The 25,552-nt window shown below is 72.5% G+C and carries 26 protein-coding genes; 15 read left to right on the top strand and 11 right to left on the bottom strand.

Going from position 1 to position 25,552, the window contains the following annotated elements; translation table 11 throughout:
* Positions 1-67 precede the first annotated feature (67 nt).
* Positions 68-538, bottom strand: a complete 471-nt coding sequence (locus tag CG723_RS35285; protein ID WP_100597603.1) for a winged helix-turn-helix transcriptional regulator — start codon at positions 536-538, stop codon at positions 68-70.
* A 126-nt stretch (positions 539-664) separates the two neighbouring features.
* Between CG723_RS35285 and CG723_RS35280 the strand changes: the two genes are divergently transcribed.
* Positions 665-1,834, top strand: coding sequence for a thiolase family protein (locus CG723_RS35280; protein WP_100597602.1), 1,170 nt, complete (start codon positions 665-667; stop codon positions 1,832-1,834).
* Between the two features lie 49 nt (positions 1,835-1,883).
* Here the strand turns inward: CG723_RS35280 and CG723_RS35275 are convergent, their stop codons facing one another.
* Positions 1,884-2,609, bottom strand: a complete 726-nt coding sequence (locus tag CG723_RS35275; RefSeq protein WP_100597601.1) for a TVP38/TMEM64 family protein — start codon at positions 2,607-2,609, stop codon at positions 1,884-1,886.
* Between the two features lie 50 nt (positions 2,610-2,659).
* On the opposite strand from CG723_RS35275, the gene CG723_RS35270 reads away from it, so the two are divergent.
* The 4 genes from CG723_RS35270 (at position 2,660) to CG723_RS35255 (ending at position 6,802) form a co-directional block, all read left to right on the top strand.
* Complete coding sequence (locus CG723_RS35270) at positions 2,660-3,364, top strand: DNA alkylation repair protein (protein ID WP_100597600.1); 705 nt, start codon at positions 2,660-2,662, stop codon at positions 3,362-3,364.
* 315 nt (positions 3,365-3,679) lie between these two features.
* Positions 3,680-4,858 carry an elongation factor Tu gene (tuf, locus tag CG723_RS35265; protein WP_100597599.1) on the top strand — a complete coding sequence of 393 codons (1,179 nt, stop codon included), beginning with the start codon at positions 3,680-3,682 and terminating at the stop codon, positions 4,856-4,858.
* Between the two features lie 88 nt (positions 4,859-4,946).
* Positions 4,947-5,786, top strand: coding sequence for a patatin-like phospholipase family protein (locus CG723_RS35260; RefSeq protein ID WP_100597598.1), 840 nt, complete (start codon positions 4,947-4,949; stop codon positions 5,784-5,786).
* Positions 5,787-5,956: 170 nt separating this feature from the next.
* Positions 5,957-6,802, top strand: a complete 846-nt coding sequence (locus tag CG723_RS35255; protein WP_100597597.1) for a spermidine synthase — start codon at positions 5,957-5,959, stop codon at positions 6,800-6,802.
* Here CG723_RS35255 and CG723_RS35250 read toward each other — a convergent pair.
* Positions 6,764-8,071 carry an MFS transporter gene (locus CG723_RS35250; protein ID WP_100597596.1) on the bottom strand — a complete coding sequence of 436 codons (1,308 nt, stop codon included), beginning with the start codon at positions 8,069-8,071 and terminating at the stop codon, positions 6,764-6,766. The two genes, CG723_RS35255 and CG723_RS35250, sit on opposite strands and share 39 nt — an antisense overlap.
* 169 nt (positions 8,072-8,240) lie before the next feature.
* On the opposite strand from CG723_RS35250, the gene CG723_RS35245 reads away from it, so the two are divergent.
* Entirely contained in the window at positions 8,241-8,570 is a 330-nt protein-coding gene (locus tag CG723_RS35245; RefSeq protein WP_100597595.1) for a hypothetical protein, read from the top strand.
* Between the two features lie 70 nt (positions 8,571-8,640).
* Here the strand turns inward: CG723_RS35245 and CG723_RS35240 are convergent, their stop codons facing one another.
* Positions 8,641-9,678, bottom strand: coding sequence for a hypothetical protein (locus CG723_RS35240; protein ID WP_100597594.1), 1,038 nt, complete (start codon positions 9,676-9,678; stop codon positions 8,641-8,643).
* Positions 9,679-9,773: 95 nt separating this feature from the next.
* Positions 9,774-10,730, bottom strand: a complete 957-nt coding sequence (locus CG723_RS35235; RefSeq protein ID WP_100597593.1) for a hypothetical protein — start codon at positions 10,728-10,730, stop codon at positions 9,774-9,776.
* A 72-nt stretch (positions 10,731-10,802) separates the two neighbouring features.
* Here CG723_RS35235 and CG723_RS35230 point away from each other — a divergent pair, with 72 nt between their 5' ends.
* A complete protein-coding gene (locus tag CG723_RS35230) occupies positions 10,803-11,255 on the top strand; it encodes a DUF4442 domain-containing protein (RefSeq protein WP_199842014.1) in 453 nt (150 codons plus the stop codon).
* A 101-nt stretch (positions 11,256-11,356) separates the two neighbouring features.
* Positions 11,357-11,992: a DedA family protein gene (locus CG723_RS35225; protein WP_100597591.1), complete on the top strand. Its 636-nt coding sequence runs from the start codon at positions 11,357-11,359 to the stop codon at positions 11,990-11,992.
* Between the two features lie 9 nt (positions 11,993-12,001).
* Here the strand turns inward: CG723_RS35225 and CG723_RS35220 are convergent, their stop codons facing one another.
* Positions 12,002-12,535, bottom strand: coding sequence for a gamma carbonic anhydrase family protein (locus tag CG723_RS35220; protein WP_100597590.1), 534 nt, complete (start codon positions 12,533-12,535; stop codon positions 12,002-12,004).
* A 144-nt stretch (positions 12,536-12,679) separates the two neighbouring features.
* Between CG723_RS35220 and CG723_RS35215 the strand changes: the two genes are divergently transcribed.
* A complete protein-coding gene (locus CG723_RS35215) occupies positions 12,680-13,447 on the top strand; it encodes an acyltransferase (RefSeq protein ID WP_100597589.1) in 768 nt (255 codons plus the stop codon).
* A 22-nt stretch (positions 13,448-13,469) separates the two neighbouring features.
* Here CG723_RS35215 and CG723_RS35210 read toward each other — a convergent pair whose 3' ends face one another.
* The gene (locus tag CG723_RS35210; protein ID WP_100597588.1) at positions 13,470-14,336 is read right to left on the bottom strand and encodes a DMT family transporter; all 867 of its coding nucleotides are present in this window, start codon (positions 14,334-14,336) and stop codon (positions 13,470-13,472) included.
* Positions 14,337-14,439: 103 nt separating this feature from the next.
* Between CG723_RS35210 and CG723_RS35205 the strand changes: the two genes are divergently transcribed.
* The 3 genes from CG723_RS35205 to CG723_RS35195 all read left to right on the top strand — a co-directional run bounded on the left by CG723_RS35205 (position 14,440) and on the right by CG723_RS35195 (position 16,568).
* Positions 14,440-15,012: a helix-turn-helix domain-containing protein gene (locus tag CG723_RS35205; RefSeq protein WP_100597587.1), complete on the top strand. Its 573-nt coding sequence runs from the start codon at positions 14,440-14,442 to the stop codon at positions 15,010-15,012.
* Between the two features lie 43 nt (positions 15,013-15,055).
* Positions 15,056-15,613 carry a YbaK/EbsC family protein gene (locus tag CG723_RS35200; RefSeq protein WP_100597586.1) on the top strand — a complete coding sequence of 186 codons (558 nt, stop codon included), beginning with the start codon at positions 15,056-15,058 and terminating at the stop codon, positions 15,611-15,613.
* A 97-nt stretch (positions 15,614-15,710) separates the two neighbouring features.
* Positions 15,711-16,568: a hypothetical protein gene (locus tag CG723_RS35195; RefSeq protein ID WP_100597585.1), complete on the top strand. Its 858-nt coding sequence runs from the start codon at positions 15,711-15,713 to the stop codon at positions 16,566-16,568.
* A 27-nt stretch (positions 16,569-16,595) separates the two neighbouring features.
* Here CG723_RS35195 and CG723_RS35190 read toward each other — a convergent pair whose 3' ends face one another.
* The 4 genes from CG723_RS35190 to CG723_RS35175 all read right to left on the bottom strand — a co-directional run bounded on the left by CG723_RS35190 (position 16,596) and on the right by CG723_RS35175 (position 20,486).
* Positions 16,596-17,003, bottom strand: a complete 408-nt coding sequence (locus tag CG723_RS35190; RefSeq protein ID WP_100597584.1) for a CoA-binding protein — start codon at positions 17,001-17,003, stop codon at positions 16,596-16,598.
* Between the two features lie 76 nt (positions 17,004-17,079).
* Positions 17,080-18,012, bottom strand: coding sequence for a M56 family metallopeptidase (locus tag CG723_RS35185; RefSeq protein ID WP_100597583.1), 933 nt, complete (start codon positions 18,010-18,012; stop codon positions 17,080-17,082).
* 8 nt (positions 18,013-18,020) lie between these two features.
* Positions 18,021-18,443 carry a BlaI/MecI/CopY family transcriptional regulator gene (locus tag CG723_RS35180; protein ID WP_100597582.1) on the bottom strand — a complete coding sequence of 141 codons (423 nt, stop codon included), beginning with the start codon at positions 18,441-18,443 and terminating at the stop codon, positions 18,021-18,023.
* 66 nt (positions 18,444-18,509) lie between these two features.
* Positions 18,510-20,486 (bottom strand): APC family permease, encoded by a 1,977-nt coding sequence (locus CG723_RS35175; RefSeq protein WP_199842013.1) that lies wholly within the window; start codon positions 20,484-20,486, stop codon positions 18,510-18,512.
* 171 nt (positions 20,487-20,657) lie between these two features.
* On the opposite strand from CG723_RS35175, the gene CG723_RS35170 reads away from it, so the two are divergent.
* From CG723_RS35170 to CG723_RS35160, 3 genes are all read left to right on the top strand, one after another.
* The gene (locus CG723_RS35170) at positions 20,658-21,284 is read left to right on the top strand and encodes a YigZ family protein (RefSeq protein ID WP_100597581.1); all 627 of its coding nucleotides are present in this window, start codon (positions 20,658-20,660) and stop codon (positions 21,282-21,284) included.
* A gap of 96 nt (positions 21,285-21,380) precedes the next feature.
* Entirely contained in the window at positions 21,381-22,544 is a 1,164-nt protein-coding gene (locus tag CG723_RS35165; RefSeq protein WP_100597580.1) for an exonuclease SbcCD subunit D, read from the top strand.
* A complete protein-coding gene (locus tag CG723_RS35160; RefSeq protein WP_100597579.1) occupies positions 22,541-25,537 on the top strand; it encodes an AAA family ATPase in 2,997 nt (998 codons plus the stop codon). Before CG723_RS35165 ends, CG723_RS35160 begins: the two co-directional genes overlap by 4 nt.
* Positions 25,538-25,552 lie beyond the last annotated feature (15 nt).

Genomic DNA, 25,552 nt, shown 5'->3' with positions numbered 1-25,552 from the left:
CGCCGTGGGGCAGCGTAGCGCCCTTGTATGAAGAGACGACGACAGGGCCTCTCCACTCGGGCGGCAGCTACGCCGCGGCCGGTCCCGCCTTGGTCCAGCCCGGGGCCTGCGGATGGGCGCTCAGGTCCTCGTGGCGGACGGCGTCGCCGCACGCGGAGCAGGTCACTACGGCGACCAGCTCGTTGCCGCAGGCGTGCTCGATCACCATCGGGCGGTCGCCGTCGTCGCGCAGATGGCGGTCGCCCCACGCCATGAGGGTCATGAGGGCCGGCTCCAGTTCGAGCCCCGCGGCGGTGGGCCGGTACTCGAAGCGCAGCGGGCGCTCCTGGTAGGCGACCTTCTTCAGGATTCCCGCGTCGACGAGACGGCGCAGACGCGTCGCGAGGACGTCGCGCGGCGCCCCGATGTTGCGCACCAGCTGGTCGAAGCGTCCGTTGCCGAGGCACACCTCGCGCAGGACCAGGAGCGAGTACTTCTCGCCGACCACGGCCAGCGTGTCGGCGATCGAGCAGGGGCGCGGGTCCTTGGCGGCTGGCATGCGCACCAGTGTAATCGAGGGTTTGCTTTTCCAACCCACGGGGTTATGGTGAGTTCAGTTTTCCTACTCACTGGTAATCGGCGCCGGGCGCCGGGCGCCGACCCGTCGGCCAAGGAGGCCCGCACCATGCGTGACGCAGTCATCGTCGAAGCCGTACGCACCCCCGTCGGCAAGGGCAAGCCGAACGGGACGCTCGCACATGTCCACCCCGTCGAACTCCTCGCCCACACCCTGCGGACCCTCGTCGGGCGCGCCGGGATCGATCCCGCGCAGATCGACGACGTCATCGGCGGCACCGTCGACCAGGTCGCCGAGCAGGCCATGAACACCACCCGGTACGCCGTCCTGTCGGCGGGATTCCCGGAGTCCGTGCCCGCCACGACCGTCGACCGTCAGTGCGGCTCGTCCCAGCAGGCCGTGCACTTCGCCGCGCAGGGCGTCATCTCCGGCGCCTACGACATGGTCATCGCCGGTGGCGTGGAGTCCATGAGCCGCGTACCGATGGGTTCGAACGTGACCGAGGGCGCCGACCCGTTCGGTCCCGGCGTCGCCGAGCGCTATCCGGAAGGTCTGGTCCCGCAGGGCATCAGCGCCGAGCTGATCGCCGCCAAGTGGTCACTGTCCCGCGAGGCGATGGACGCCTACGCCGTCGAGTCGCACCGCAAGGCCGCCCAGGCCTGGGCGAACGGGCTCTTCGAAGCCGAGGTCGCGCCCCTCGAAGGCGTCACCCGCGACGAGTCCGTGCGCCCCGGCACCACCGCCGAGATCCTCGCCGGGCTCAAGCCCGCCTACTACGACCCGCACTTCGGCGAGCGATTCCCGCAGATCGACTGGTCGGTGACCGCGGGCAACGCGAGCCCCATCAACGACGGCGCCTCCGCCGTCCTCATCACCACGAGCGAGAACGCCGCCCGGCTCGGCCTGCGCCCGCTCGCGCGTCTCCACAGCTTCGCCGTCACCGGCTCGGACCCGCTCCTGATGCTCACCGGCGTCATCCCCGCCACCGAGAAGGTGCTGCGCAAGGCGGGTCTCGAGCTGGGCGACATCGACCTGTTCGAGGTCAACGAGGCGTTCGCGGCCGTCGTCCTCGCCTGGCTCCAGGAGACCGGCGCCGACCCGGCGAAGCTGAACGTGCACGGCGGCGCCATCGCGCTCGGCCACCCGCTCGGCGCGAGCGGCACCCGTCTGATGACCACCCTGGTCCACGCGATGCGCGCCCGCGGCGCACGCTACGCACTCCAGACCATGTGCGAGGCGGGCGGGCTCGCCAACGCGACCGTCCTGGAAGCGCTCTGAATCTCCAGGGGCGCGTCAGCAGGGGAGCCGGTGGGCTTCCAGGGGTGTGTCAGCCGCGGAGGCGGTCGCGCTTGCACCACGCGACCACCGCACCCGCGAGGCCGGTCAGCGCGATGAAACCCATCGCGATCAGGAACGCGGGCGACGTCGGCGTCGAGGCCCTGGCCCCGGCGACGACGTAGGCCGCCGTGTTCGGGACCGAGCCGATCGCCGTGGCGAGAAGGAAGGGCGCCCAGCGCATGCGCGAGATCGCGGCGCAGTAGTTGGCCGCCCAGAACGGCACCCCCGGAAACGTCCGTGCCGCCAGCATCGACCGGAAGCCGTGCCGGCTGAGCTGCCCGTCGGCCGCCTTCAGCCAGCGGCCGCGAACGAGGGGCCGCAGCGCCTCCTGGCCGAGCACCCGGCCGAGCCCGAACGCCACTCCGGCGCCGAGCACCGTCCCACCGAGCGCCGCAAGAGTGCCGAGCTGCGAACCGAACAGCGCGCCCGCCGCGAGGTTGAGCAGCGGCCGGGGAACGAAGGCCACCGTGCACAGGCCGTACGCGACACCGAACAGGACAACCGCGGCGGCGCCGCTCATCCGGGGTGGCCAGCCGTCCGCGAGCAGTCTCTGCGGCTGGAGGAGCAACACCATCGTCCCGCCCGCGGCGAGCAGCACCACCAGGAGCGACAGCCGAGACCATGGAGACAGCAGAACTCTCGTGCAGCGCAGGGCAAGGCCCGCCGGCCGGGCGGCGGCGAGTCCCTCGGGACGTGTCGCGACGGTGTCGGGCATCCGGGGAGACTAACCGACCGATATGTATGTGCGCCGTAGGGTTGTGTCGCATGACCGTCACAGTCCCGCGCAGCGCGCCGGCCGACACTCTGCTGGAGAGGCTCACCTCCGTGTACCCCACGGCGGCCGACCCCGAGCGGGCCGGGCAGATGCGCGCGTACATGAAGGACGTGGCCCCCTTTCTCGGTCTCACCACCCCCGTCCGTCGGGCACTCTCGCGCACCGTCCTGGCCGGGGCCCCGCGCCCGAACGAGGCCGACTGCACCGCGCTCGCGCTGCGCTGCTGGGAGCTGCCCGAGCGCGAGTACGCGTACTTCGCGGTGGACTACCTGCGCCGGTACGTGGGCCGCTGTTCGTCCGGCTTCCTGCCCGTCGCCCGGCACCTGGTGTCAACGGTCCCGTGGTGGGACACCGTCGACCTGCTCGCCGCGCACGTCGTCGGCGCGCTCGTCGCGGCCGACCCGCGCCTTGAGAAGGACATGGACGCGTGGATCGAGGACGACGACCTGTGGATCGCCCGCACCGCGCTCCTGCACCAGCTCCGCCGCAAGGAGACGACCGACACGGAGCGCCTCTTCGGCTACTGCCTGCGCCAGGCCCCGCACCCCGACTTCTTCATCCGCAAGGCCATCGGCTGGTGCCTGCGTGAGTACGCGAAGACCGACCCCGATGCCGTACGTTCCTTCGTCGCCGCCCATCGGGACCGGCTCGCGCCTCTGTCCGTGCGCGAGGCCCTGAAGAACATCGGCCCCTGAACTCCCTTACGCCCCACGGGAGGCAGGGCCGAGCGGCCCGCCGGAAAACCATTCGACCTGCGCCGTTCGGTAGGCAATGATCGGCGTCATGTTCCGGCACGCCTTCCCCGCAGCCACGTCCGCAGTCGCGGACGCTGCGAAGGCTGCCGTCTTCCTGGCCGCCGCAGCAGACGGCGCCCGAAGCTGACCCTCTCCGGACATTCCGGCGGACCCCGCAGGGGGAGGGTCGGTAGGACTCCGGGGTCCCCGCCTCATCAAGGAGGCCATCACACCCTGTTCCGTTGAGGAACACGTTCCGGGAGGAACCACCCAGTCATGCCCAAGACGGCATACGTGCGCACCAAGCCGCACCTCAACATCGGCACCATGGGCCACGTCGACCACGGCAAGACGACCCTCACCGCCGCCATCACCAAGGTCCTCGCCGAGCGCGGCGCCGGCACGTTCGTGCCCTTCGACCGCATCGACCGCGCCCCGGAGGAGGCCGCCCGCGGCATCACCATCAACATCGCGCACGTCGAGTACGAGACCGACACCCGCCACTACGCGCACGTCGACATGCCCGGCCACGCCGACTACGTCAAGAACATGGTCACCGGGGCCGCGCAGCTCGACGGGGCGATCCTCGTCGTCTCCGCGCTCGACGGGGTCATGCCGCAGACCGCCGAGCACGTCCTGCTCGCCCGCCAGGTCGGCGTCGACCACATCGTCGTCGCGCTGAACAAGGCGGACGCGGGGGACGAGGAGCTCACCGACCTCGTCGAGCTCGAGGTCCGCGAGCTGCTCTCCGCGCACGGGTACGGCGGCGACTCGGTCCCCGTGGTGCGGGTCTCCGGGCTCAAGGCCCTTGAGGGCGACCCCCGTTGGACCGGGGCGATCGACGCGCTGCTCGACGCCGTGGACACGTATGTGCCCATGCCCGAGCGGTACGTGGACGCGCCGTTCCTGTTGCCGGTGGAGAACGTGCTCACCATCACCGGGCGCGGCACGGTCGTCACCGGGGCCGTCGAGCGCGGCAGGGTGCGCGTCGGCGACCGCGTCGAGATCTTCGGCGCGGACACCGACGCGGCGGCGACCGTGGTCACCGGCCTGGAGACCTTCGGCAAGCCCATGGAGGAGGCGCAGGCAGGGGACAACGTGGCGCTACTGCTGCGCGGCGTGCCCCGCGACGGGGTCCGCCGCGGTGACGTCGTCGCGGCCCCCGCCAGCGTCAGCCCGAGCCGCCGCTTCACGGCCCAGGTGTACGTCCTCTCGGCGGCCGAGGGCGGCCGGACGACACCGGTCGCCACCGGCTACCGCCCGCAGTTCTACTTGCGGACCGCGGACGTCGTCGGCGACATCGACCTCGGCGAGACCGCCGTCGCCCGGCCAGGGGACACCGTCACGATGACGGTCGAGCTCGGCCGCGACATGCCCCTCGAGGCGGGCCTCGGCTTCGCGATCCGCGAGGGCGGGCGCACCGTCGGCGCGGGCACCGTCAGCTCCGTCGGCTGAACCGCACCGCCCGCCTCCCGCACCCCGCGGGAGGCGGGCGGGCGCACGTCGGCCACACTGGACGCCGGCGCCGGCAAGGAGGTCTCACGTGGCGGGCAGGGCACTCGTACTCGGGGGCGGCGGCCTCTCCGGCATCGGCTGGATCTGTGGAATCCTCCACGGCCTCGCCGAGGCCGGTGCCGATCTGTGGGACGCCGACACCGTGATCGGCACCTCCGCGGGCTCCGTCGTCGGCGCCCAGCTCACCTCCGGCAGACTCACCCCCGCCGAGCTGTACGAGCGCCAACTCGCCGCGCCCGTAGGGGAGATCCCCGGACATCTGAGTCCGGCCGCCACCCTCCGCCACGCCCGCGCCGCGCTCACCTCCCGTACCCCCGAGGACTTCGGCCGCAAGGCGGGGCACATCGCGCTGGCCGCCGACACCCCGGAGGAGGCGACGCGCCGCGCGGTCATCGCGGGGCGGCTCGTCTCACACAGCTGGCCCGAGCGGCCGTTCCTGGTGACGGCGGTACGGGCGACGACCGGCGAGTTCCGTGTCCTCGACCGGGGCAGCGGCGTCGGCCTGGTCGACGCCGTCGCGGCCAGCTGCGCCGTGCCGGGCGTCTGGCCGCCGGTCACGTTCGAGGACAGCCGCTGGATCGACGGCGGTGTCCGCTCCCCGGCCAACGCGCACCTCGCCGAAGGCCACGACCGCGTCGTGATCATCGCCCCGATCGCAGCGGGCGGCGGCACCCTCGAATCGGCCCGCGTCCAGGCGGAACGCCTCACAGCGGGCGGGGCGAGAGTCACCCTCATCACCCCGAACCGCACCACCAGAAAGGCAATGGGCCACAACAGCCTCGACCCGACCCACCGTGCCCCGTCGGCCCGAGCAGGCCGGGAACAGGCGACGGCGCATGTGGCGGGCGTGGCAGAGGTGTGGGGCTGAGCAACGCCCTGGCGAGCGCCGTGCGGCAGCCGGAGGCTCCCCACCGCCCGCACACCCGGGACGCACGCCGCCCGGCAAACCCCGCCCGGTAAGCCGGCTACCCCGCGGCCCTGTCCCCCCATGAACCCCGCCCGGCCCGCGCCACCCTCACAGCCCGGCACAATGGACGCGTGGATGAGCCGATACCCGTGACCAGGACCGTCGATCACGGCACCGCCAAGCTGATGCCCGACGTGGACCGGCGTCGGGCCTGGCTGCTCACGGTCGACGGGGCGCCGCAGTCATACGTGGACCTGGACGCGCCGGAACACCTCGAATTCGAGTACGCGCGCCGGCTCGGCCATGTCCTCGACTGTGCGGACGAGCCCGGAAAGCCCCTCGACGTGCTGCATCTCGGCGGTGGCGCGCTGACCCTGCCGCGCTATACGGCGGCGACGCGGCCCGGCTCACGTCAGAACGTGGTCGAGGCGGACCGCGGGCTGCTCGCCCTGGTCGCCGAGCATCTGCCCGTCCCCGACGGCGCCGGGATCACCGTCCACGGGGCCGACGCCCGCACCTGGCTGGAGTCGGCCGACGCCGACAGCGCCGACGTACTCGTGGCGGACGTCTTCGGCGGCTCCCGCGTCCCGGCCCACCTGACCACCGTGGCGTACGCCGAGGCCGCCGAGCGGGTCCTGCGCCCCACGGGCGTCTACGCGGCGAACCTCGCCGACGGTACCCCCTTCGCCTTCCTCCGCTCCCAACTCGCCACGTTCTCAGCGGTGTTCGAGCATCTCGCGCTGATCGCGGAGCCCGCCGTGCTGCGCGGCAGGCGCTTCGGGAACACCGTCCTCGTGGCCTCCCACGAGGAACTCGACATCGCGGCGCTCGCCCGGCGTGCCGCGGCCGACGCGTTCCCGGCCCGCGTCGAGCACGGCCCTCAGCTGCGCCGCTTCACCGGCAGCGCGACGCCCGTACGGGACGAGGACGCGGTGCCCTCACCCGAGCCGCCCGGCGGCTCCTTCGGGATCGGCTGAGACGGGCTCCGGCGTCGCGGGCCGCTGGTCGGCATCGGAGCGGCGCGTCAGCTGCCGTACCTCCGGCACGAACAGGACCGCGCCTGTCGCCACGACCACGAGCGCCGCACAGCCCCACAGCGCCGGGGACAGGCCGAAGGCGGCCTCCGCCGGACCCGCGAGCGCCGTGGCGACCGGCACCATCGCGACGGAGCCGAACCAGTCGTACGCGGAGACCCGGGACAGCTTGTCCTCCGGGATCTCCTGGTGCAGCGCCGTCATCCAGGAGACGCTGAACACCTCGATCGTCACACCGCTCACGAACATCACGCAGACCAGCACGGCGAGCGGCACAGGCACCGCGAGTGCCGCCGAGGGCAGCGCCAGCGGGAACACACACAGGGTCCCGGCGAGCAGCAGCCGCCGCGGCTTCCACCGCATCATCAGGAACGCCCCGGCGACGGTTCCGACGCCGAACGCGCCGAGGGCGAGCCCCCAGGGGCCGGGTCCGCCGAGGGAGTCGCGCGCGACGAGCGGGCCGAAGACCGCGTCGGCGGCGCCGACCACCGCGACCACGACGGAGAACTGCGCGACGACGCTCCACAGCCACGGCCGGCCGATGAACTCCTGCCAGCCGTCGCGCATATCGGCGAGGAGGCCCCCGCCGGGCTCGCGCGGCGCGATATGGCTGACGTCGAGGAACGAGCGCAGCGCCCCGGCGACCGCGAACGCCACCGCGTCCACGGCGAGCACCCAGCCCGGCCCGATTGCCGCGACCATCGCGCCGCCGAGAGCCGCGCCGCCCACGGCCGCGCCGGACATCGCCATCCGGAAGAGGGCGAAGGCGCGGCTGGCCTGCTCCCGGTCGACCGACGACATCAGCATGCCTTCGGCGGCGGGGTTGAAGAAGGCCTGCCCGGTGCCGCCCAGCGCGCTGAGCAGCATCATCTGCCAGAGCTCGGGCTTTCCGGTCAGGACGAGCAGGGCGAAGGCGCCCTGGGAGAGGAAGTTGAGCGCGTTGGCCGCGACCATCACGTGGTGTCGCGGCAACCGGTCGGCGACGGCTCCGCCGACGAGCAGGAACAGGACGAGCGTCAGGGTGCGTGACGCGGCGACGAGGCCGACGTCCCCTCCGTCGCCCCCCGTCTCGAGCACCGCGAACGCGGACGCGATCAGCGCGCCGTTGCTGCCGAGGGTCGTCACGAACGCCGCCACCGCCAGCAGGCTGTAGTTGCGGCCCGCCCACGCGGGTCGGCGGGGTCTGAGCGGGGAGGGGGCGGGAGAGTTCACTGAGGGACTATCGCCGCAGCGGGTCCGACTTGCCAAACGAGATTCTTTCGGCCTCGCCGAATGTGATTGTTACTGGCGCGTCACTCCGATAGATTGATCATGAATTTCGTGGCATGTTCATGATAAATCTGCCCCCGGGAACCTGGTGGTTCTCGAGGAAAGGGATGAAATGCGGAAGTACTTCTCGTCTCTGCTGGCCGCGGCGGCGCTCGCCGGCGCCGCCGCACTCCCCGTCGTGACGGCGACGCCCGCTTCGGCGGCCGCGACCACGTGTGCGCCGGCCAGCCACGACTACACGGTGGCCGAGGAGAAGGTGCCGGTCCACTCCTCGATCTCCGCGAACGCGGCCGTGATCGGCTACGTGTACAAGAACAACTCGGTGCACGCCTACTGGGCCTGCACCAACAGCTCCGGCAACCCGTGGGTGTGTATCGGCAGTTGCAAGGTGACCGAGGACGCGATCTCCGGCCGGTGGGTCTACCGGAACTACCTGCGCTGATCGCATCGCGCCGCTGACAGCGTCCGGCCTGCCCTTCACCGGGCGGTCCGGACGCTGTGCTGTGTGCGGCTCAGTCCACGCTGGGGTCGCCCTGGAGGCGGACGGTGCTGAGGATCTTCTGCACCGTGGCGTCCGGGACCTCGTCCTTCACGCCCGTGGCGCCGTAGAACGTCCAGGAGACGAAGTCGCCCTGGGAGTTCTTGAAGGCGAACACGGTGGCCTTGCCGTCCGTGTCGCACTTCCCCGTCTTCGGCACGCCGGACGACCTGGTCGTCGCCACGCTGCCCTTGACGCCGGAGTCGGTCGTGAAGTCCTTCGGCTTACCGATCTTCAGGAGCTTCTTCGACGAGTCCTTCTGGTCGGTGTAGCCGCCGAACACCCACCACGCCGAGTCGTTGCGCGCGACGTCCTGGGTGTTCTTGGCGCCGTTCTGCCCCTTGGTGCCCGCCCCGGCGAGGGCGCTGCTGTCCTCGGTGCCGTCCTTGTCGTCGTCGGACGTGCACCACTTCTCCTTGAGGAACGCGGGTGCGGACATCGTGATGAGGGGCTTGGCGCCCTCGTCCTTCGCGTCGTCGAAGCCGGTGATCAGGCCGTCCGACTTGACGACCCAGTCGGCCGGTACGTCGAACGCGGTCCCGTACTTGGGGTTCACGACGACCTGCCAGCCCTCGATGGTGGCCTTCGGCGCGTTCGACGGGTCGCGCGGGTTCGCGGTTTCGCTCGCGTCGGCGCTGGGGTCCTTGGAGGCCGACTTCGTGGGGGACTTGGACGGCTTGGGGTCTGCCTTGTCCTCCTTGTCACCACCGAGGACGAGGAACCCGGTCACACCGGCGGCGACCACGACGGCCGCGGCCGCGACGATCGCGGTGATCTTCGTCCTGTTGCCGCCACCGTTGCCGCTCGGCGGCTGGGGAGCGCCGAGCGGGACGGTGGGAGCGCCCCACTGCCCGGGAGGCTGCTGCCCGGGCTGCTGCCGGTACGGATTGGGCTGCTGCTGGTAGCCCGGCTGCTGATAGGGGTTGGGCTGCTGCTGGTACCCCGGCTGCTGGTACGGATTCTGGTCCTGCGGGTTCTGCTCGCCCCCGGGCGGCTGCTGTCCTGGCCACATGGCGCACAACAATAGAGGTCCCGGCAGCCGCCGGCACCGTCGCCCTGTACCGGACGTGCAACGGTTCGCCGGCGGCCGCGTGTCCGTGCCGTGTCTCAGGAGTCGCTGACGTCCACGAGCCGCGCGGTGCTGAGGATCTTCCTGACCGTGGCGTCGGGTACTTCGCCCTTGACGCCCGTGGGCCCGAAGAACGACCAGGACGCGAAGTCGCCGTCGGCGTCCTTGAAGGCGAACACGGCGGCCTTGCCGTCGGAGGAGCACTTGCCGTGCTTCTTCTGCTTGACGCCCGTCGAAGAGGCGGTCACCAGGCTGCCGTTGAGGCCGGACGCGGTGGTGTACGACTCCGCCGGCTTCGTGGTGATGCTCTTCTTGTCGGGCTGCGAGTACGCGCCGTAGACCCACATAGTGGCGTCCTTGGTGGCGGCTTCCTCGGTGCTCTTGGCGCCGTTGTTGCCTCGCGACCCGGTCGCGCCGAGCGAGGACTCCTCCTCGTTGCCGTCCTTGTCGTCGTCGGAGACGCACCACTTCTCTTCGAGGAAGGCCGGGTTGCTCATGGCGATGAGCGGCTTCTCGCGCGGGTCGCCGTCCTTGGAGACCCAGTTGACCCATCCGTTCGACTTCACCAGCCAGGTGGAGGGAACGTCGAACGCCAGGCCGTGGTCGGTGTTCACCACGGTCTTCCAGCCATGCACGGTGGGCTCGACACCGCCGCCCGCGCGCGGGTTGCCGGTCGCGCTCGGCGCGGCCGCCGAGGACGTCGTGGGGCCCGGTCCCGCGTTGTCGTCCTTCTTGTCCTTGTCGCCGCCGAGGACGAGGACCCCGGTGACCACGGACGCGACGACGACCGCGGCGGCGGCCACCACGGCGATGAGAGCCGTCCGTCTGCGCTTCGGGGGTTCGGGTGACGGCTGGGGTGAACCGGCGGGCATCGTGGGCGCGTTCCAGACCTGCTGTCCGGGCGGCTGCGGAAACGGGTTCGGCTGCTGGTACGGATTCGGTTGGCGGCCCTGCGGGTTCTGCTCGCCCCCGGGACCCTGCTCTCCTGGCCACATGGCGAGCAACCATAGAGCCACCGCCGGACCGAGGATGGCCAAGGTCGCTACTCGCGGGTAACATCACGCGGCATGAGCGCAGAACAGATGTCGATCGGCGAGATGCTCGCCGCCACCGTGCCGATGGCCCGGACCCTGAACATCGAATTCCTCGAGACCACCCCGGAGAAGGCCGTAGTGGCCCTGCCGGACCAGAGCGAGTACCACAACCACGTCGGCGGCCCGCACGCCGGAGCGATGTTCACGCTCGGCGAGTCCGCGAGCGGCGCGATCGTCCTTGCCGCCTTCGGGGACCAGCTGTCGCGGGCGGTGCCGCTCGCCGTGCGCGCCGACATCGCGTACAAGAAGCTCGCCATGGGCCCCGTCACGGCGACGGCCACGCTCGGCCGCCCGGCCGCCGACGTGGTCGCCGAGCTCGACGCGGGGGAGCGCCCCGAGTTCCCGGTGGCGGTCGCGATCCAGCGCGCCGACGGTGCGATCACGGGTGAGATGACGGTCGTCTGGACCCTGCGCCCCAACAGCTGAGCCGGACATCTCCGTTTCCCTTGACCGGGTAGGCTGCCCGGCGTGCGCACGCGGGGGAGCGCGCGCCGGGCACACGCCCACCGACACGGGAGGAATCGGCGTTGCACGTCCAGGAGTGGCTCGACACGGTACCGGCGGTCGCCATCTATGCCCTGGTGGCCGGGGTCATCGGCCTCGAGAGCCTGGGCATCCCGCTGCCGGGAGAGATCGTCCTGGTCTCGGCGGCGCTGCTGTCCTCCCAGCACGGTGACGTCAACCCGATCATCCTGGGCGCCTGCGCCAGCGCGGGAGCCGTCATCGGCGACTCCATCGGCTACGCCATCGGCCGCAAGGGCGGACGCCCCCTGCTGGCCTGGCTCGGCAAGAAGTTCCCGCGGCACTTCGGCGAGGCCCATGTCGCGACCGCCGAGCGCTCCTTCGAGAAGTGGGGCATGTGGGCGGTCTTCTTCGGCCGCTTCGTCGCCCTGCTGCGCATCTTCGCGGGCCCGCTCGCGGGTGTGCTGCACATGCCGTACTGGAAGTTCCTCATCGCGAACTTCCTCGGCGGTGTGATCTGGGCCGGCGGTACGACCGCCGTCATCTACTACATCGGCGTGGTCGCCGAGGACTGGCTCAAGCGGTTCTCGTACTACGGGCTCGGCGCGGCCGTGCTGATCGGCGTGGCCTCCATGCTGATCGTCAGGCGCAAGGCGAAGAAGGCGGCGGCCGAGGCAGAGCCGGTCCCGGCCGCCGACTGACCAGGCCGGTCAGCTGTCCTCGTGCGCCGCGCGGTGGGCCTTCGCCAGCTCCACGTAGAGCGTCCCGTTCAGGGTGATGCCGGCCCGCTCCTCTTCGGTCAGCGGGCGCTTCACCTTGGCGGGGACGCCCGCTACGAGTGAGCCCGGCGGGACCTGCATTCCCTGCGGGACGAGGGCCTGGGCGGCCACCAGGGAACCGGCGCCGATCACCGCTCCGTTGAGGACCGTGGCGCCCATGCCGACGAGGCAGTCGTCCTCGACGGTGCAGCCGTGCAGGACCGCGTTGTGCCCGACGGAGACCCGCTCGCCGACCGTGACCGGGAAGCCGGGGTCGACATGCACCGTGCAGTTGTCCTGGATGTTGCTGTCGGCGCCGAGCACGATCGGGCCGCAGTCCGCGCGCAGCACCGCGCCGTACCAGACACTCGCCCCGGCGTGCAGGGTGACCTCGCCGATCACGACCGAGGTCGGCGCGGCGAACGCCTCCTCATCAAGCTCCGGATCCTTGCCGCCGATCCCGGTGATGAGTGCCTGCTGGCCCATCGCTCTGTCTCCTCTACGATCTTCCGCACAGCCTGTGTCGCGCCAGAGCGAACCGTACGGGACGGCCCCGAGCGGGTGCCGCGTGGGGCGAAGATCACAGGCCAGGGCTCTGCGCGGTGGCGTACGTCTGAGTAACGTGAGGCTGTGCCGAAGAACTGGAACGCGTTCTCATCCCGCGACTTCACCGGACGCCTCGCCCATCGCGTGGTGCAGGCGGGCTGGCGCCTGACGCAGCGCGCGGGCGCGGTGACCGCGGCGCATCCCGGGCGCTACCGATTCGGGTCCCTCGGCCACGGCACCAAGCTGGCCTTCCCGCAGGGCACGGTCTTCGGCGAGCCCTGGATCCACCTCGGCGCGCACTGCATCATCGCTGAACAGGTCACCCTCACCGCGGGCCTGATGCCCGACCTCGACCTCGGCTCCGAGCCGATCCTGCGCCTGGGCGACGGCGTCGTCCTCGGTCGCGGCAGCCATGTCATCGCCGACACGACGGTGACGATCGGCAGCGACTGCTACTTCGGCCCGTACGTCTACGTGACCTCGACCAACCACTCGTACGACGACCCGCACCAGCCCATCGGCAAGCAGTGGCCGCGCATGGAGCCGGTGGAGATCGGGCCCGGCTGCTGGATCGGCACCGGCGCGGTGATCCTGCCCGGCGCGCGGATCGGCCGGAACGTCGTGGTCGCCGCCGGTGCCGTCGTGCGCGGCGAGGTGCCGGACCATGCGGTCGTGGCCGGGGCGCCCGCCCGGGTCGTCCGGAGCTGGGACGAGAAGAACGGGTGGCAGCCGCCGCTGCGCACGCCCGCCCCCGCCCCGATCCCCGAAGGCGTCACCCCCGAACAACTCCTCGCGCTCGCCGACCTGGAAGAGCTCGAAGAGGGCGTACAACAGCCCGGCGCGAGCGCCTAGGGCCTTTCGTTCGGATCAGGCCCTAACCCGTCGCCAGCAGCACCGTGCCCACCAGTGCGAGGCCCGCCCCCGCGGCCTGTACCCCGCGCAGCCGCTCGCCGAGGAAGCCGCGCGCGGCCAGCGCCGTCACCACGGGGTAGAGCGAGGCGAGCACGGCGGCCACGGTGACCGGGCCCTGCTGCGCGGCCATCGCGTACGTGCCGTTGGCCGCCACGTCGGCGAGGCCCACGAACGCCAGCGCCGGGAGCGCCGACCGGACGACCTTCATCCCGCCGTCCTCGGGAAGCGCCCGGCCGCCGCGCCGCACCGACACGTACAGGGCCGTGCCGCCCGCCGCCACATTCGTCACCCGCTGCACGAAGAGCGCCAGGAAGAGTCCCGTCACGGTGGTCGAGGCCTCCGCGATCAGGGCCATCACCGCGCCGAAGCCGAACGCCGCGAGCAGCGTGAGCAGGACGGCCTGGCGCTGTACGGGCGCGCCCCTGAACTGCGGACCGCCGGCCAGGATCACCCCTGCGACGGCCACGCCGATGCCCGCGAACTGGAGCAGCCCGGGACGCTCGCCGAGCACCAGGCCGACGGCCACGGGGACGGTGACGCCGAGCGAGCCGAGCGGCGAGACGACGCCCATCGGGCCGAGGGCGAGGGCCTTGTAGAAGGCGAGCATGGCGACCGGGCCGACGAGACCGGCCGCGACCGCGAACCACAGCTGCGGACCCGCTTCGCTCCAGGCGCCGGTCGCGGCCACGATCGCGCCGAGCACCGCGACGGCGATGCCCTGCGAGACCACCACGACCGTGAGCGCCGGCGTTCGCCGGGTGAGGAGCCCTCCGCCGAAGTCGGCCAGGCCCCACATGAGGCTGGTGGCCAGGGCGAAGAGTGCTGTCATGGTCTGCCTCGCAGTACAGTGTGGTGAACATCGGTGAATGCTTTGTTGCACCACAGGTTAGTTCAATGAATTGAACTCTGTCATCCAGAATATTGGACGGAATGTGTCGGACCTCGATCTGCTGACCCAGTCCCTCGGCCGCAACGTCAAGCGCTGGCGTACCGAGCGGGGCTTCACCCTCGACGGTCTCGCCACCCGCGCCGGAGTCAGCCGCGGCATGCTCATCCAGATCGAGCAGGCCCGCACCAACCCCAGCATCGGCACCGTCGTCAAGATCGGTGACGCGCTCGGCATCAGCATCACCACCCTGCTCGACTACGAGCAGGGCCCGAAGGTCCGCATCGTCCCGCCCGAGCAGGCCGTCCGCCTGTGGAGCACGGAAGGCGGCAGCTACAACCGCCTGCTCGCCGGGACCGAGGCCCCCGGCCCCCTGGAGATGTGGGACTGGCGCCTGGAGCCGGGCGACGGCAGCGGCTCCGACCCCCACCCCGCGGGCACCGTCGAGCTCCTCCATGTGACGGCCGGGGAGCTGACCCTGGTCGTGGACGGCGCCGAGTACCGCGTGCCCGCCGGGTCCAGCGTCTCGTTCGAGGCCGACTCCTCGCACACGTACCGCAACGACGGCACCGAGGCGATGGAGATGACCATGGCCGTATCGGTGCCGCCCGTACGCTGAGACGCCCGACTCACCCGCCCCGGACGGCTGTTAGCGTGCCGACATGCGCGCACCCATCGGAGATTTCGACCGCGTCCGCCCCGCTCCCGAAGCGTTCGACCTGCTCACGGACCCGGTGGCCGACGCCGTACGCAACTGGCACGGCACGGTCCCGGCGGAGCAGCTGATCCACGTCGACACCGAGCCCGAGTGGGCGGACACGGCCACGTTCGTCGAGCACTACGGCCCCGAGCTGCTCCAGGACTCCGCGAACTGCGTCGTCGTCGCGGGCAAGCGCGGCGGTGAGACGACGCTCGCCGCCTGCCTGGTCCTCTCCGGCACCCGGGTCGACGTCAATGGCGCCGTACGGCGTCAACTGGGCGCCCGTAAGGCATCGTTCGCCCCGATGGAGACGGCCACCGGGGCCACCGGCATGGAGTACGGCGGCATCACCCCGATCGGGCTGCCCGCCGACTGGCCGCTCCTCGTGGACGCGGCGGTCGTCGACCGGCCGCACGTCCTGATCGGCAGCGGGACGCGCCGCGGCAAGCTCATCGTGCCCGGCAAGGCGTTCCTCGATCTGCCCGGCGCGGTCGTCCTCGAAGGGCTCGGTATGAACTGATCCGCCCGCCGGTGAACGAACCCGGAGGCTGCCGCGTCTGAGGAGCGGCTCCGCGCAGCGGCGCGGGGCGGGGGCGGGGAAGCGGGTGGGGCGAGGAATGAGAATCCGGACGGCGGCCGTGCTGGTGGCGGCGTTGGTGTCGCTGGTGTCCGTGGCGGCCTGCGACACGGGCACGCCGGTCCCCGAGGACCTGGTGGTGACCGGATCCTCGCCGGCCGCCCCCTACCACGGTCCGCTCAAGGCGAAGGCGCCCGACATCGACGGTGACGAGGACAATGTCCAGGGCGGGGGCGCCTCCGTCCTCGCCCTCGAATGCGCGGGCAAGCCGTACCAGGGCGGCAGCGGGGACGACGGCTGGGGCACGTCGGACGGCGCGGACTCGCCGGACCAGGCCCTGAGCTCGCTCGTGGCCGACGAGTTCTCCCGGTCCCTGCCGCGCCGCGGCTACCGCGTCGAGCGGGAGGCGGGCCGCCGCGTCCTCTACTCGTACGACGTCGGGAGCCGCACCCGCGTGGCCGTGATCGTCGCCAAGGACCTGCCGCGCAGGCCGGGTTGGGGTCTGGAGACGTATGCCCAGTGCGATCCGTCCGAGTTCGCCCGCCGGGACCGCGCGCACCTCGACATCCGGGTGTGGGTGGACCGCAAGGGGCGACCGGCCCCCGCGTCCGAGATCTTCAGCACGGCCGGCCCCGAGCACTGCGACTGGCAGTCGGCGGAGTTCCTCCACCTCGGAGACCGCCAGTACCTGCGGGACCCCGAACACTCGCTGCCCCGCGAACTCCTGCACTCCTCGTACGGGCCGAAGACGCGGCTGCCCCAGGAAGCCATGGACACCGGATACCGCGACGGCCGGCGCCAACTGTGGCTCTCCGCCGACAAGTTGGACGCGTATGTGCGCACCGGGAGCGTTGTGGAGCGGTGGCCGGGGGCGATCGAGCCGATCGCGTGCAGGTGAGGACGGGGACGCTCAGGCTGGAGCGCCTCAGCCCAGGCGCGGGATCTCGATCGCCGGGCACGTGTCCATGACCATCGCGAGGCCCGCCTCGCGCGTGCGGTCGTACGCCGCCTCGTCGATCACCCCGAGCTGGAACCAGACCGCTTCCGCGCCGATCGCGCGGGCCTCGTCGGCCACCTGGCCCGCGAGGTGGGAGTTGACGAAGACGTCGACCACGTCGACCTTGAACGGGATCTCGTCGAGGGACGCGTAGCCCTGCTCGCCGTGGACCGTCCCGGCCTTCGGGTGGACCGGGACGACGCGCTTGCCGAAGCGCTGGAGGACCTCGGCGACGCCGTACGCGGCGCGCGCCCTGTTCGAGGAGAGGCCCACGACCGCCCAGGTGTCACCGAGCTCCGTGAGGATCCTGCGGACCGTCTCCTGATCGCCGTACATGCGCTGCCTCCTGGGGTCGACGGGCGTTCTCCGGAGTCAACAGGGCGGTGCCCTGCGGGATTCCCCCCGGACGAGGTCAGAGGAACGTGGCCGCGTGCAGGATGCGGATCATGGTCACCGCCGAATTCGCCGACGACATCGCCGATGCGGCTGTGCCTGCGGCCGCCGCCCAGGCCGCGAGACCGATCCCCGTGCCGACCGGTGGCCAGCTGTGCGCCGTAGGGGCCGGGCGCAGGAGGGCCGCGACCCGGCGGGGAACCGGGCCAGGCGCCGCGAGGCCCGCAAGGGTGGCGGCCGGCGCGGCGCGCGGGACGAGGGCGGCCTTGCCGATCGCGCGGGCCACTACGCGGCGGTCGTGCACGGAGCGCGCCGCGTCCTCGTCGGCCCACCGCTCCGTCGAGTACGCCACCGCCGTGCGCAGCGGCAGCAGGAAGGGATTGGCCCGCGCCGCCAGCTGCGCCACCAGCAGATGGCGATGGTGCCGGGCCGCCAGATGCGCCCGCTCGTGAGCGAACAGCGCCCTGCGCTCAGGTCCGGTGAGGACGGCAAGCAGCCCGGTCGTGACGACCACCCGATCGCGGTCGCCACCGGGCAGCGCGTACGCGTACGGCTCCGTGTCCGGCACGACCGCGACGCCCGGCGCGCGAAGGCCGGCGAGCGCCCGCCTGGCCCGGCGCCGCACCAAGTGGTGCCGGACGACGACCCGCGTACAGACCACGAGCACGGCGGCGAGGGCGGGGATCGCGGCTCTGCCCGCCACCTCGTCGTACGGCACGGCCGCCCGCACCTCGGGGTCCGACCAGCCGTCGGGGAGTGGATTCCCGGGCAGTTGGGCCGTGCCGACGACCATGAGGAGCGCCAGGCACAGCGTGCTGCACGAGGCCATGACTCCCGTGACGGCCGTCAGGAGACGGGTCGCGGTGCGCGGGTGGAGATGCTGCTCGGCCAGGCGCGCCACGGGCCACGCCGTCAGCGGCAGCACCAGCGGCAGGAAGACGAAGACGCCCATCGCCCGGCTCAGCCTTCGCCTTCGCCGGGGCCGGGGGCTGCGTCCGGCCGTTCCGCCTGTTCGAGCAGGTCCCGCAGGAGTTGTTCGTCGCCCGGTGGCAGCGCGGTGACGAAGCGTGCGAGGACCGCCTCGCGGTTCGTCTCGCCGTCGAGCACCTTGCGCATCCGCAGGGCGGCGAGTCCCGCCCCGTCGGCGGCCGGTGTCCACAGGAAGGAGCGGCCGTCGCGGGCGCGGGTCACCGCGCTCTTCGCGAGGAGGCGCGTCAGGATCGTCACCACGGTCGTGTAGGCGAGGCCGCCGCCGATCCGCTCCTGGACCCACGCCGCCGGCACGGGGCCCGGAGCTTCGCACAGCGCCGTGAGGACCTGGGTCTCCAGCTCGCCCTGGCCCCGGCGCCGCGGCCGCCGGCCGTCGTGTCCGTCCCGCGTCATGTCCCCTCGCCCTCCGTCCCCCACACGTGGGCGCCACATCCTATTCCGGAGTGCGGCGCGCGCAGGTCAGCCCACGTGGACGCGGGGCCGCAGGGCGGGGTCGGGCTCGGCGCGGCGCAGCACCTCGCGGGTGACCGGCGCGACCTCGCCGTCGCCGAACACCAGGAAGCGCAGCAGATGGCTGACGGGGTGGCCCTCGGTCCAGTTGAAGTACGCGTGCGGCATCTCGCCCGTGCGGGTCCTCAGGCTCATCAGGACGGCCGCGATGGTGTTCGGCACGCCCGCGCCCTGGACGCGCAGGCGGCGTACGCCGTGCTTCTCGTCCCCATGGACCTCCACCGGCGCGGTGAAGTCCGACGAGTCGTGGACGAAGACCTCAAGGAACAGGACGGGCCGCCCGTCCGGGATGTGGGTCTGCTCGCGCTGGCTGTACTCCTTGGCGCGGTACTCGGCCTTTGAGTGCTCGTCGGGCTCGTTCGCGATGATCCGCAGCGGGCCGTGGCCCGCGGCCTCGTCGATGATCCGCGCCGCCGTCGCGTCGAACGTGACGTCGCCCGCCCGCAGTTCGAACGCGCGGTGCACGCGCGACGCGAACGAGGTGAGGAGGATGCCGACGATGAAGAGGAGGGCGATCTTGATGCCGTCGGGCCGCTCGATGACGTTCGTGACGAGTGTGTACCCGAATACGGCGGTGATCGCCCCGAAGCCGATGGTCGCGGCCCGGCGCCCGCGCGAGCGCACCGCGACCGTCGAGGCGAACGACGCAGACAGCATCAGGACCAGGACACCGGTCGCGTACGCACCGCTCTGGTCGTCGACGTTCGCGTTGAACCAGAGCGTGATGAAGACCGCGATCGCCATGAAGAGGAGCACCAGCGGGCGGACGGCGCGCGTCCACTCCGGGGCCATGCCGTAGCGCGGCAGATAGCGCGGCACGAGGTTGAGGAGCCCCGCGAGTGCGGAGGCGCCGGCGAACCACAGGATGGCGATGGTGGAGACGTCGTACACCGTGCCGAAGCCCTCGCCCAGGTACTGGTGCGCGAGGAACGCGAGGGCGCGGCCGTTGGCCGGGCCGCCGCTCTCGAACGCGGACTGGGGGATGAGGATCGTCGTCGCGAGGCTGGAGAGCAGCAGGAAACCGCTCATGATCAGCGCGGCCGTGGTGAGCAGCTTGCGGGTGTCCCGCACCCGTCCCGCGGGCCGCTCGTACGTGTCCGTGGCGTCGCCGCGTACCTGGGGCATCACGGCGACGCCCGTCTCGAAGCCGGACATGCCGAGCGCCAGCTTCGGGAAGACGAGGAGCGCCACGCCGATCATCGCGACGGGCGAGGAGTGCGCGGCGGTCATGGCGTCCCACCAGTTGCCGATCTTCACCGGCTCGGTCAGGACGTGCCAGGCGGCGGTCATGAGTACGACCACGTTCAGCATGAGATAGAGGGCGACGAGCACGACCGCCACCCGTATCGCCTCACGGAATCCCTTGAGGAACACCGCGCCGAGGCCCGCCACCAGGAACAGCGTGATCCAGGTGTTCGCGCCGTCGAGCGAGGCGGGCGCGAAGGGGTTCTCGACGACGTGCGCCGCGGCGTCCGCCGCCGACAGCGTGATCGTGATCATGAAGTCCGTGGCGGCGAACCCGAGCAGCACCAGGACGAACAGCTTCCCCGCCCACCACGGAAGGAGCCGTTCCAGCATCGCGATGGAACCCTCGCCGTGCGGGGACTCCTTGGCGACGCGGCGGTAGACCGGCAGCGCGCCGCCGAGCGTGAGCGCGATCAGGACCAGGGTGGCCAGCGGGGAGAGCAGTCCCGCGGCGAGGGCGGCGATGCCCGGCTGGTAGCCGAGGGTCGAGAAGTAGTCCACGCCCGTCAGGCACATCACCCGCCACCAGGTGTGGCCCTTGTGCTCGGCCGGCGGCGTGCCGTGCGGTCCCGGATGCCGGGCCGTCGTCTCGCTCAGACCCTCGAGGAGCCAGGACCGCCATCGTGGGGACGGCGGCCGGACGGCCGTGCTTTCGGCGCGTTCGGTCTGCGTGCCGGTCATGGGCGGAACTGCTTTCTGTCGTGCCGGTACGGACCCTGGGCGTGCATCCCGCAGGAAGTCGCAGGACAGAACGTCCCGCGACCGCTGCGACGACGAGCGAGTATCCACCACCGCGTGACCCGGGCGACGGGCGGGGCGAGCGAACGCCGGCACGCGGCATACGCTGGCCGGATGCAGGACGAGTACCGCACCGTGGCCCGTGAGGGCGTGCACGAGACCGAGATCAACCGCTCCCGGTTCCTGTGCGCGCTCGCGCCCGCGGCCACCGAGCGCGAGGCCCAGGACTTCGTGGCGCGCATCCGCAAGGAGCACCCCACCGCGTCCCACAACTGCTACGCGTACGTCATCGGCGCCGACGCCTCCGTGCAGAAGGCGAGCGACGACGGCGAACCGGGCGGCACGGCGGGCGTCCCCATGCTCCAGATGCTCACGCGCCGCGAGATGCGGTACGTCGTCGCCGTCGTGACCCGCTACTACGGAGGCGTGAAGCTCGGCGCGGGCGGCCTCATCCGCGCCTACGGAGGAGCGGTCGGCGAGGCGCTCGACGCGCTGGGCACCCTCACCCGCCGCCGCTTCCGGCTCGCCACCGTCACCGTCGACCACCAGCGCGCCGGCAAGGTGCAGAACGATCTGCGGTCCACGGGACGTGAGGTGCGTGACGTCCGTTACGGGGAGGCGGTCACGATCGAGATCGGTCTGCCGGACGCCGACGTGGACACGTTCCGTGCGTGGCTGGCCGATGTCACCGCCGGCACCGCGGAGTTCGAGCTGGGGGGAGAGGCGTACGGGGACGCGTGACCGGCACCGGCGGGCGGGACGCGTGCGCGGCGGAGCAGGTGCCGATACGCGAGTAGCCGCCCGTGATGTCCGACCCGCCCGTTAGTCTCGGGGATCATGAGGCTGCTGCACACTTCCGACTGGCATCTCGGCCGGGCGTTCCACCGGGTGAACATGCTCGGCGCCCAGGCCGAGTTCATCGGTCACCTCGTCGCGACCGTCCGTGAGCGGGACGTCGACGCGGTGGTCGTGTCGGGCGACGTGTACGACCGCGCGGTGCCGCCTCTCGCCGCGGTCGAGCTGTTCGACGACGCCCTGCACCGCCTCGCCGAGCAGGGCATCCCCACGGTGATGATCTCCGGGAACCATGACTCGGCGCGCCGCCTCGGCGTCGGCGCCGGGCTCATCGGCCGCGCCGGCATCCACCTGCGCACCGACCCCGGCGCCTGCGCGACCCCCGTCCTGATCCCGGACGCCACGGGTGACGTGGCCTTCTACGGACTGCCCTATCTCGAACCGGCGCTGGTGAAGGACGAGTTCGCGGTGTCGAAGCCGGGCCACGAGGCCGTCCTGGCCGCCGCCATGGGCCGGGTGCGGGCCGATCTCGCCGAGCGCCCGGCAGGCACCCGGTCCGTCGTCCTCGCGCACGCCTTCGTCACCGGCGGCGAGGCCAGCGACAGCGAGCGCGACATCACTGTCGGCGGAGTCGCCGCCGTCCCCTCCGGCGTCTTCGACGGCGTCGACTATGTGGCGCTCGGCCATCTGCACGGCAGCCAGGTCATCTCCGAGCGCGTGCGCTACTCCGGCTCGCCGCTCCCGTACTCCTTCTCCGAGGCCGACCACCGCAAGAGCATGTGGCTCGTCGACCTGGACGCGGACGGCTTCGCGGCCGCCGAGCGCGTCGACTGCCCGGTCCCCAGGCCGCTCGCCCGGATCCGCGGGGACCTCGCGGACCTGCTCGCGCGCCCGGACCTCGCCACGCACGAGGAGGCGTGGGTCGAGGCCACCCTCACCGACCCGGTCAGGCCCGACGACCCCATGGCCCGCCTCACCGAGCGGTTCCCGCACACGCTCAGCCTCGCCTTCGACCCGCAGCGCGCCCCCGAGGACCCCGACGTCTCGTACGCGCAGCGGCTCAAGGGGCGCGACGACCAGCAGATCGCGGAGGACTTCGTTTCCCACGTGCGCGGCGCCGGACCCGACGAGCGCGAGCGCGCCGTCCTGCGTGAGGCGCTCGACGCCGTACGCGTCGACGACACCCGGCGCGAGGTCGCCCGATGAGGCTCCACCGGCTGCGGATCACCGCCTTCGGACCCTTCGGCGCAAGCCAGGAAGTCGACTTCGACGACCTGTCGTCGGCGGGCCTCTTCCTGCTCCACGGCCCGACGGGCGCCGGGAAGACCTCCGTCCTCGACGCCGTCTGCTACGCCCTGTACGGCTCGGTGCCCGGCGCCCGGCAGGGCGGCGGCCAGGGCACGTCCCTGCGCAGCGACCACGCCGCGCCCGGTACGCGGACCGAGGTCGCCCTCGACCTCACCGTCGCGGGCCGCCGCCTGGAGCTGACCCGGCAGCCCCCGTGGGAGCGTCCCAAGAAGCGCGGCACGGGCACCACCACGGACAAGGCCCAGAGCTGGCTGCGCGAGTACGACGCCACGGCGGGCACCTGGAAGGACCTCAGCCGCTCCCACCAGGAGATCGGCGAGGAGATCAGCCAGCTCCTCGGCATGAGCAAGGAACAGTTCTGCCAGGTCGTCCTGCTGCCGCAGGGGGACTTCGCGCGGTTCCTGCGGGCCGACGCCGAAGCCCGCGGCAAGCTCCTCGGCCGGCTCTTCGACACCCGGCGCTTCGCCGCGGCCGAGCAGCGGCTCGCCGAGCGCCGCCGCGCCGCCGAGAGCGAAGTGCGCGCGGCGGACGCCGAGTTGCTCGCCGACGCCCACCGCATGCAGCAGGCCGCAGGGAACATCGTCGAACTGCCCGCCACCGACGCCGCGCCCGGCGACCCCGGGCTCGCCGACTCCGTCCTCACCTGGGCCGCCGTCGCCCGCTCCACCATCCGCGAGCGGCTCACCGTCGCGCACCTCGCGCTGACCGCCGCCGACGCGGCCCGCACCGAGGCGCAGCGCGACCTGGCCGGCGTACAGGAAGTGCAGCGGCTGCAGCGGCGGTTCGAGGAGGCGCGGGAGCGGGCCGCCCGGCTCGACGAGCGTGCCGACGAACACCGGCGGGTCCAGGAGCGCATGGCGTGGGGCCGCAAGGCCGAGGCCGTCGCCCCCGCACTCGCGCTGCGCGAGGCCGCGGAAACCGAACACCGCAGGGCCACGAGCGAGGACACACGCGCGCGTGCCACGCTGCCCGACTCGTACGACGGCGCCGGCGCGGCGGGCCTCGCCGCCGCCGCGCGGAAGACGGCCGAGGAGCTGGGCGGCCTGGAGTCCGCCCGGCGCGCCGAGCTGCGCCTGACGGAACTCGCCGGGCAGCGCCACGGACTCGACCGCCAGGAGCGCGCCGACGACGAACTGCTCCAGGACTCGGCGAGCTGGCTCGACGGCTGGGACAGCGCCCGGGCCGCGCTCCAGGCAGCCGTCGAGTCCGCGCAGGACGCCGCGACGCGCGCCGAACACCTGGTGGGTCAACTGGAGCCCGCGCAGCAGAAGCTGGCGTCCGCCCGGCGCCGCGACCGGCTCACCGGCGAGGCCGCCGACGCCCAGACCCGCACCCTGCGCGCCCGCGAGGAAGCCGCGGCCGCCCATGAGCGCTGGCTCGGCCTCAAGGAACAGCGGCTGAACGGGATCGCGGCCGAGCTGGCCGCGCAGCTCGTCCCCGGCGAGAGCTGCGCGGTGTGCGGGTCCACCGACCACCCCGACCCCATGCGCAAGACCGCGGAGCACGTGGGCCGCGACGCCGAGGAGTCCGCCCTCGCCGCGTACCGCCGCGCGGACGACGCGCGCACCGCGCAGGAGAGCCGGCTCGCCGCAGTGCGCGAGTCACTTTCCGCCGCGACGGCCGCCGCCGGAGAGGCATCCGCCGTGGAACTCGCCGAAGCGGCCGACGAGTTGCGCGCGCGACACGCCGAGGCGCGAGGCCTCGCCTCCGGGCTGCACGCCGCGCGTGAGGCCCTCGGCCAGGCCGAGGGCGAGCACGACCGCAGACTCGCCGCGCAGCAGGAAGCCGCACGTCGCGCCGTCGCCCGCGCCACCCTGCGCGAGGGTGTCGACCGTGAACAGGGCGTCCTGGAGCGTGAGTTGGCCCAGGCGCGCGGGTCGGAGGCCAGTGTGGGTGCGCGCGCCGTGCAGCTGGAACGCCTCGCCGCGCAGCTCACAGCCGCCGCGGACGCCGCCCGGGGCGCCGACGAGGCCGCCAAGCGGCTCAAGGACGCGGACGCGCGACTCGCCGACGCGGCCTTCCGCGCCGGGTTCGACACGCCGGAGGCCGCCGGCGCCGCCCTCCTGGACGACGCCCAGCATCGGGAGCTGCAACACCGGCTCGACGCCCGCCAGTTCGAGGAGGCCGCGGTGCGCGCCGTACTCGCCGAGGACGACACCGCGGCAGCGGCCCGGCAGGCGCCCGCCGATGTGGCCGCGGCGCTGTTTGCCGCCGAGGCGGCCGACCGACGGGTGCGTGAGGCGGCCTCCGCGCGCGACGACGCGGCCCGCCGCTGCACCGAGATCGACCGGCTCTCGGCCCGCTGCGCCACGGCCGTGCGACGGCTCGCACCGCTGCGCGCCGCGTACGACCGCGTGGCGCGCATGGCAGGCCTCGCCGCCGGGACGTCCGCGGACAACGAGCGCAAGATGCGCCTGGAGTCCTATGTGCTCGCGGCCCGGCTCGAACAGGTCGCGGCCGCCGCGACCGCGCGGCTGGCCCGCATGTCGTCGGGCCGCTACACGCTCGTGCACTCCGACGGCCGTTCGGGGCGCGGCCGTTCGGGCCTCGGCCTGCATGTCGTCGACGCATGGACGGGGCGCGAACGGGACACCGCGACACTCTCCGGCGGTGAGACGTTCTTCGCGTCGCTCGCCCTCGCCCTCGGCCTCGCGGACGTCGTCACGGACGAGGCGGGCGGTGTCCGCCTCGACACACTCTTCATCGACGAGGGCTTCGGCAGCCTCGACGACCAGACCCTGGACGAGGTGCTCGACGTCCTGGACTCCCTGCGCGAGCGGGACCGCAGCGTCGGCATCGTCAGCCACGTCGCCGACCTGCGGCGCCGGGTGCACGCGCAGCTGGAGATCGTGAAGGGGCGGTCGGGTTCGGTCGTACGGCAGCGGACCTGAGCCACTTTTGGCGGC

The organism is Streptomyces sp. CB01635 (assembly GCF_002803065.1).
In the GTDB taxonomy this organism is placed as follows: Bacteria; Actinomycetota; Actinomycetes; order Streptomycetales; family Streptomycetaceae; genus Streptomyces.
This window is presented reverse-complemented; position numbering and strand designations above follow the sequence as displayed.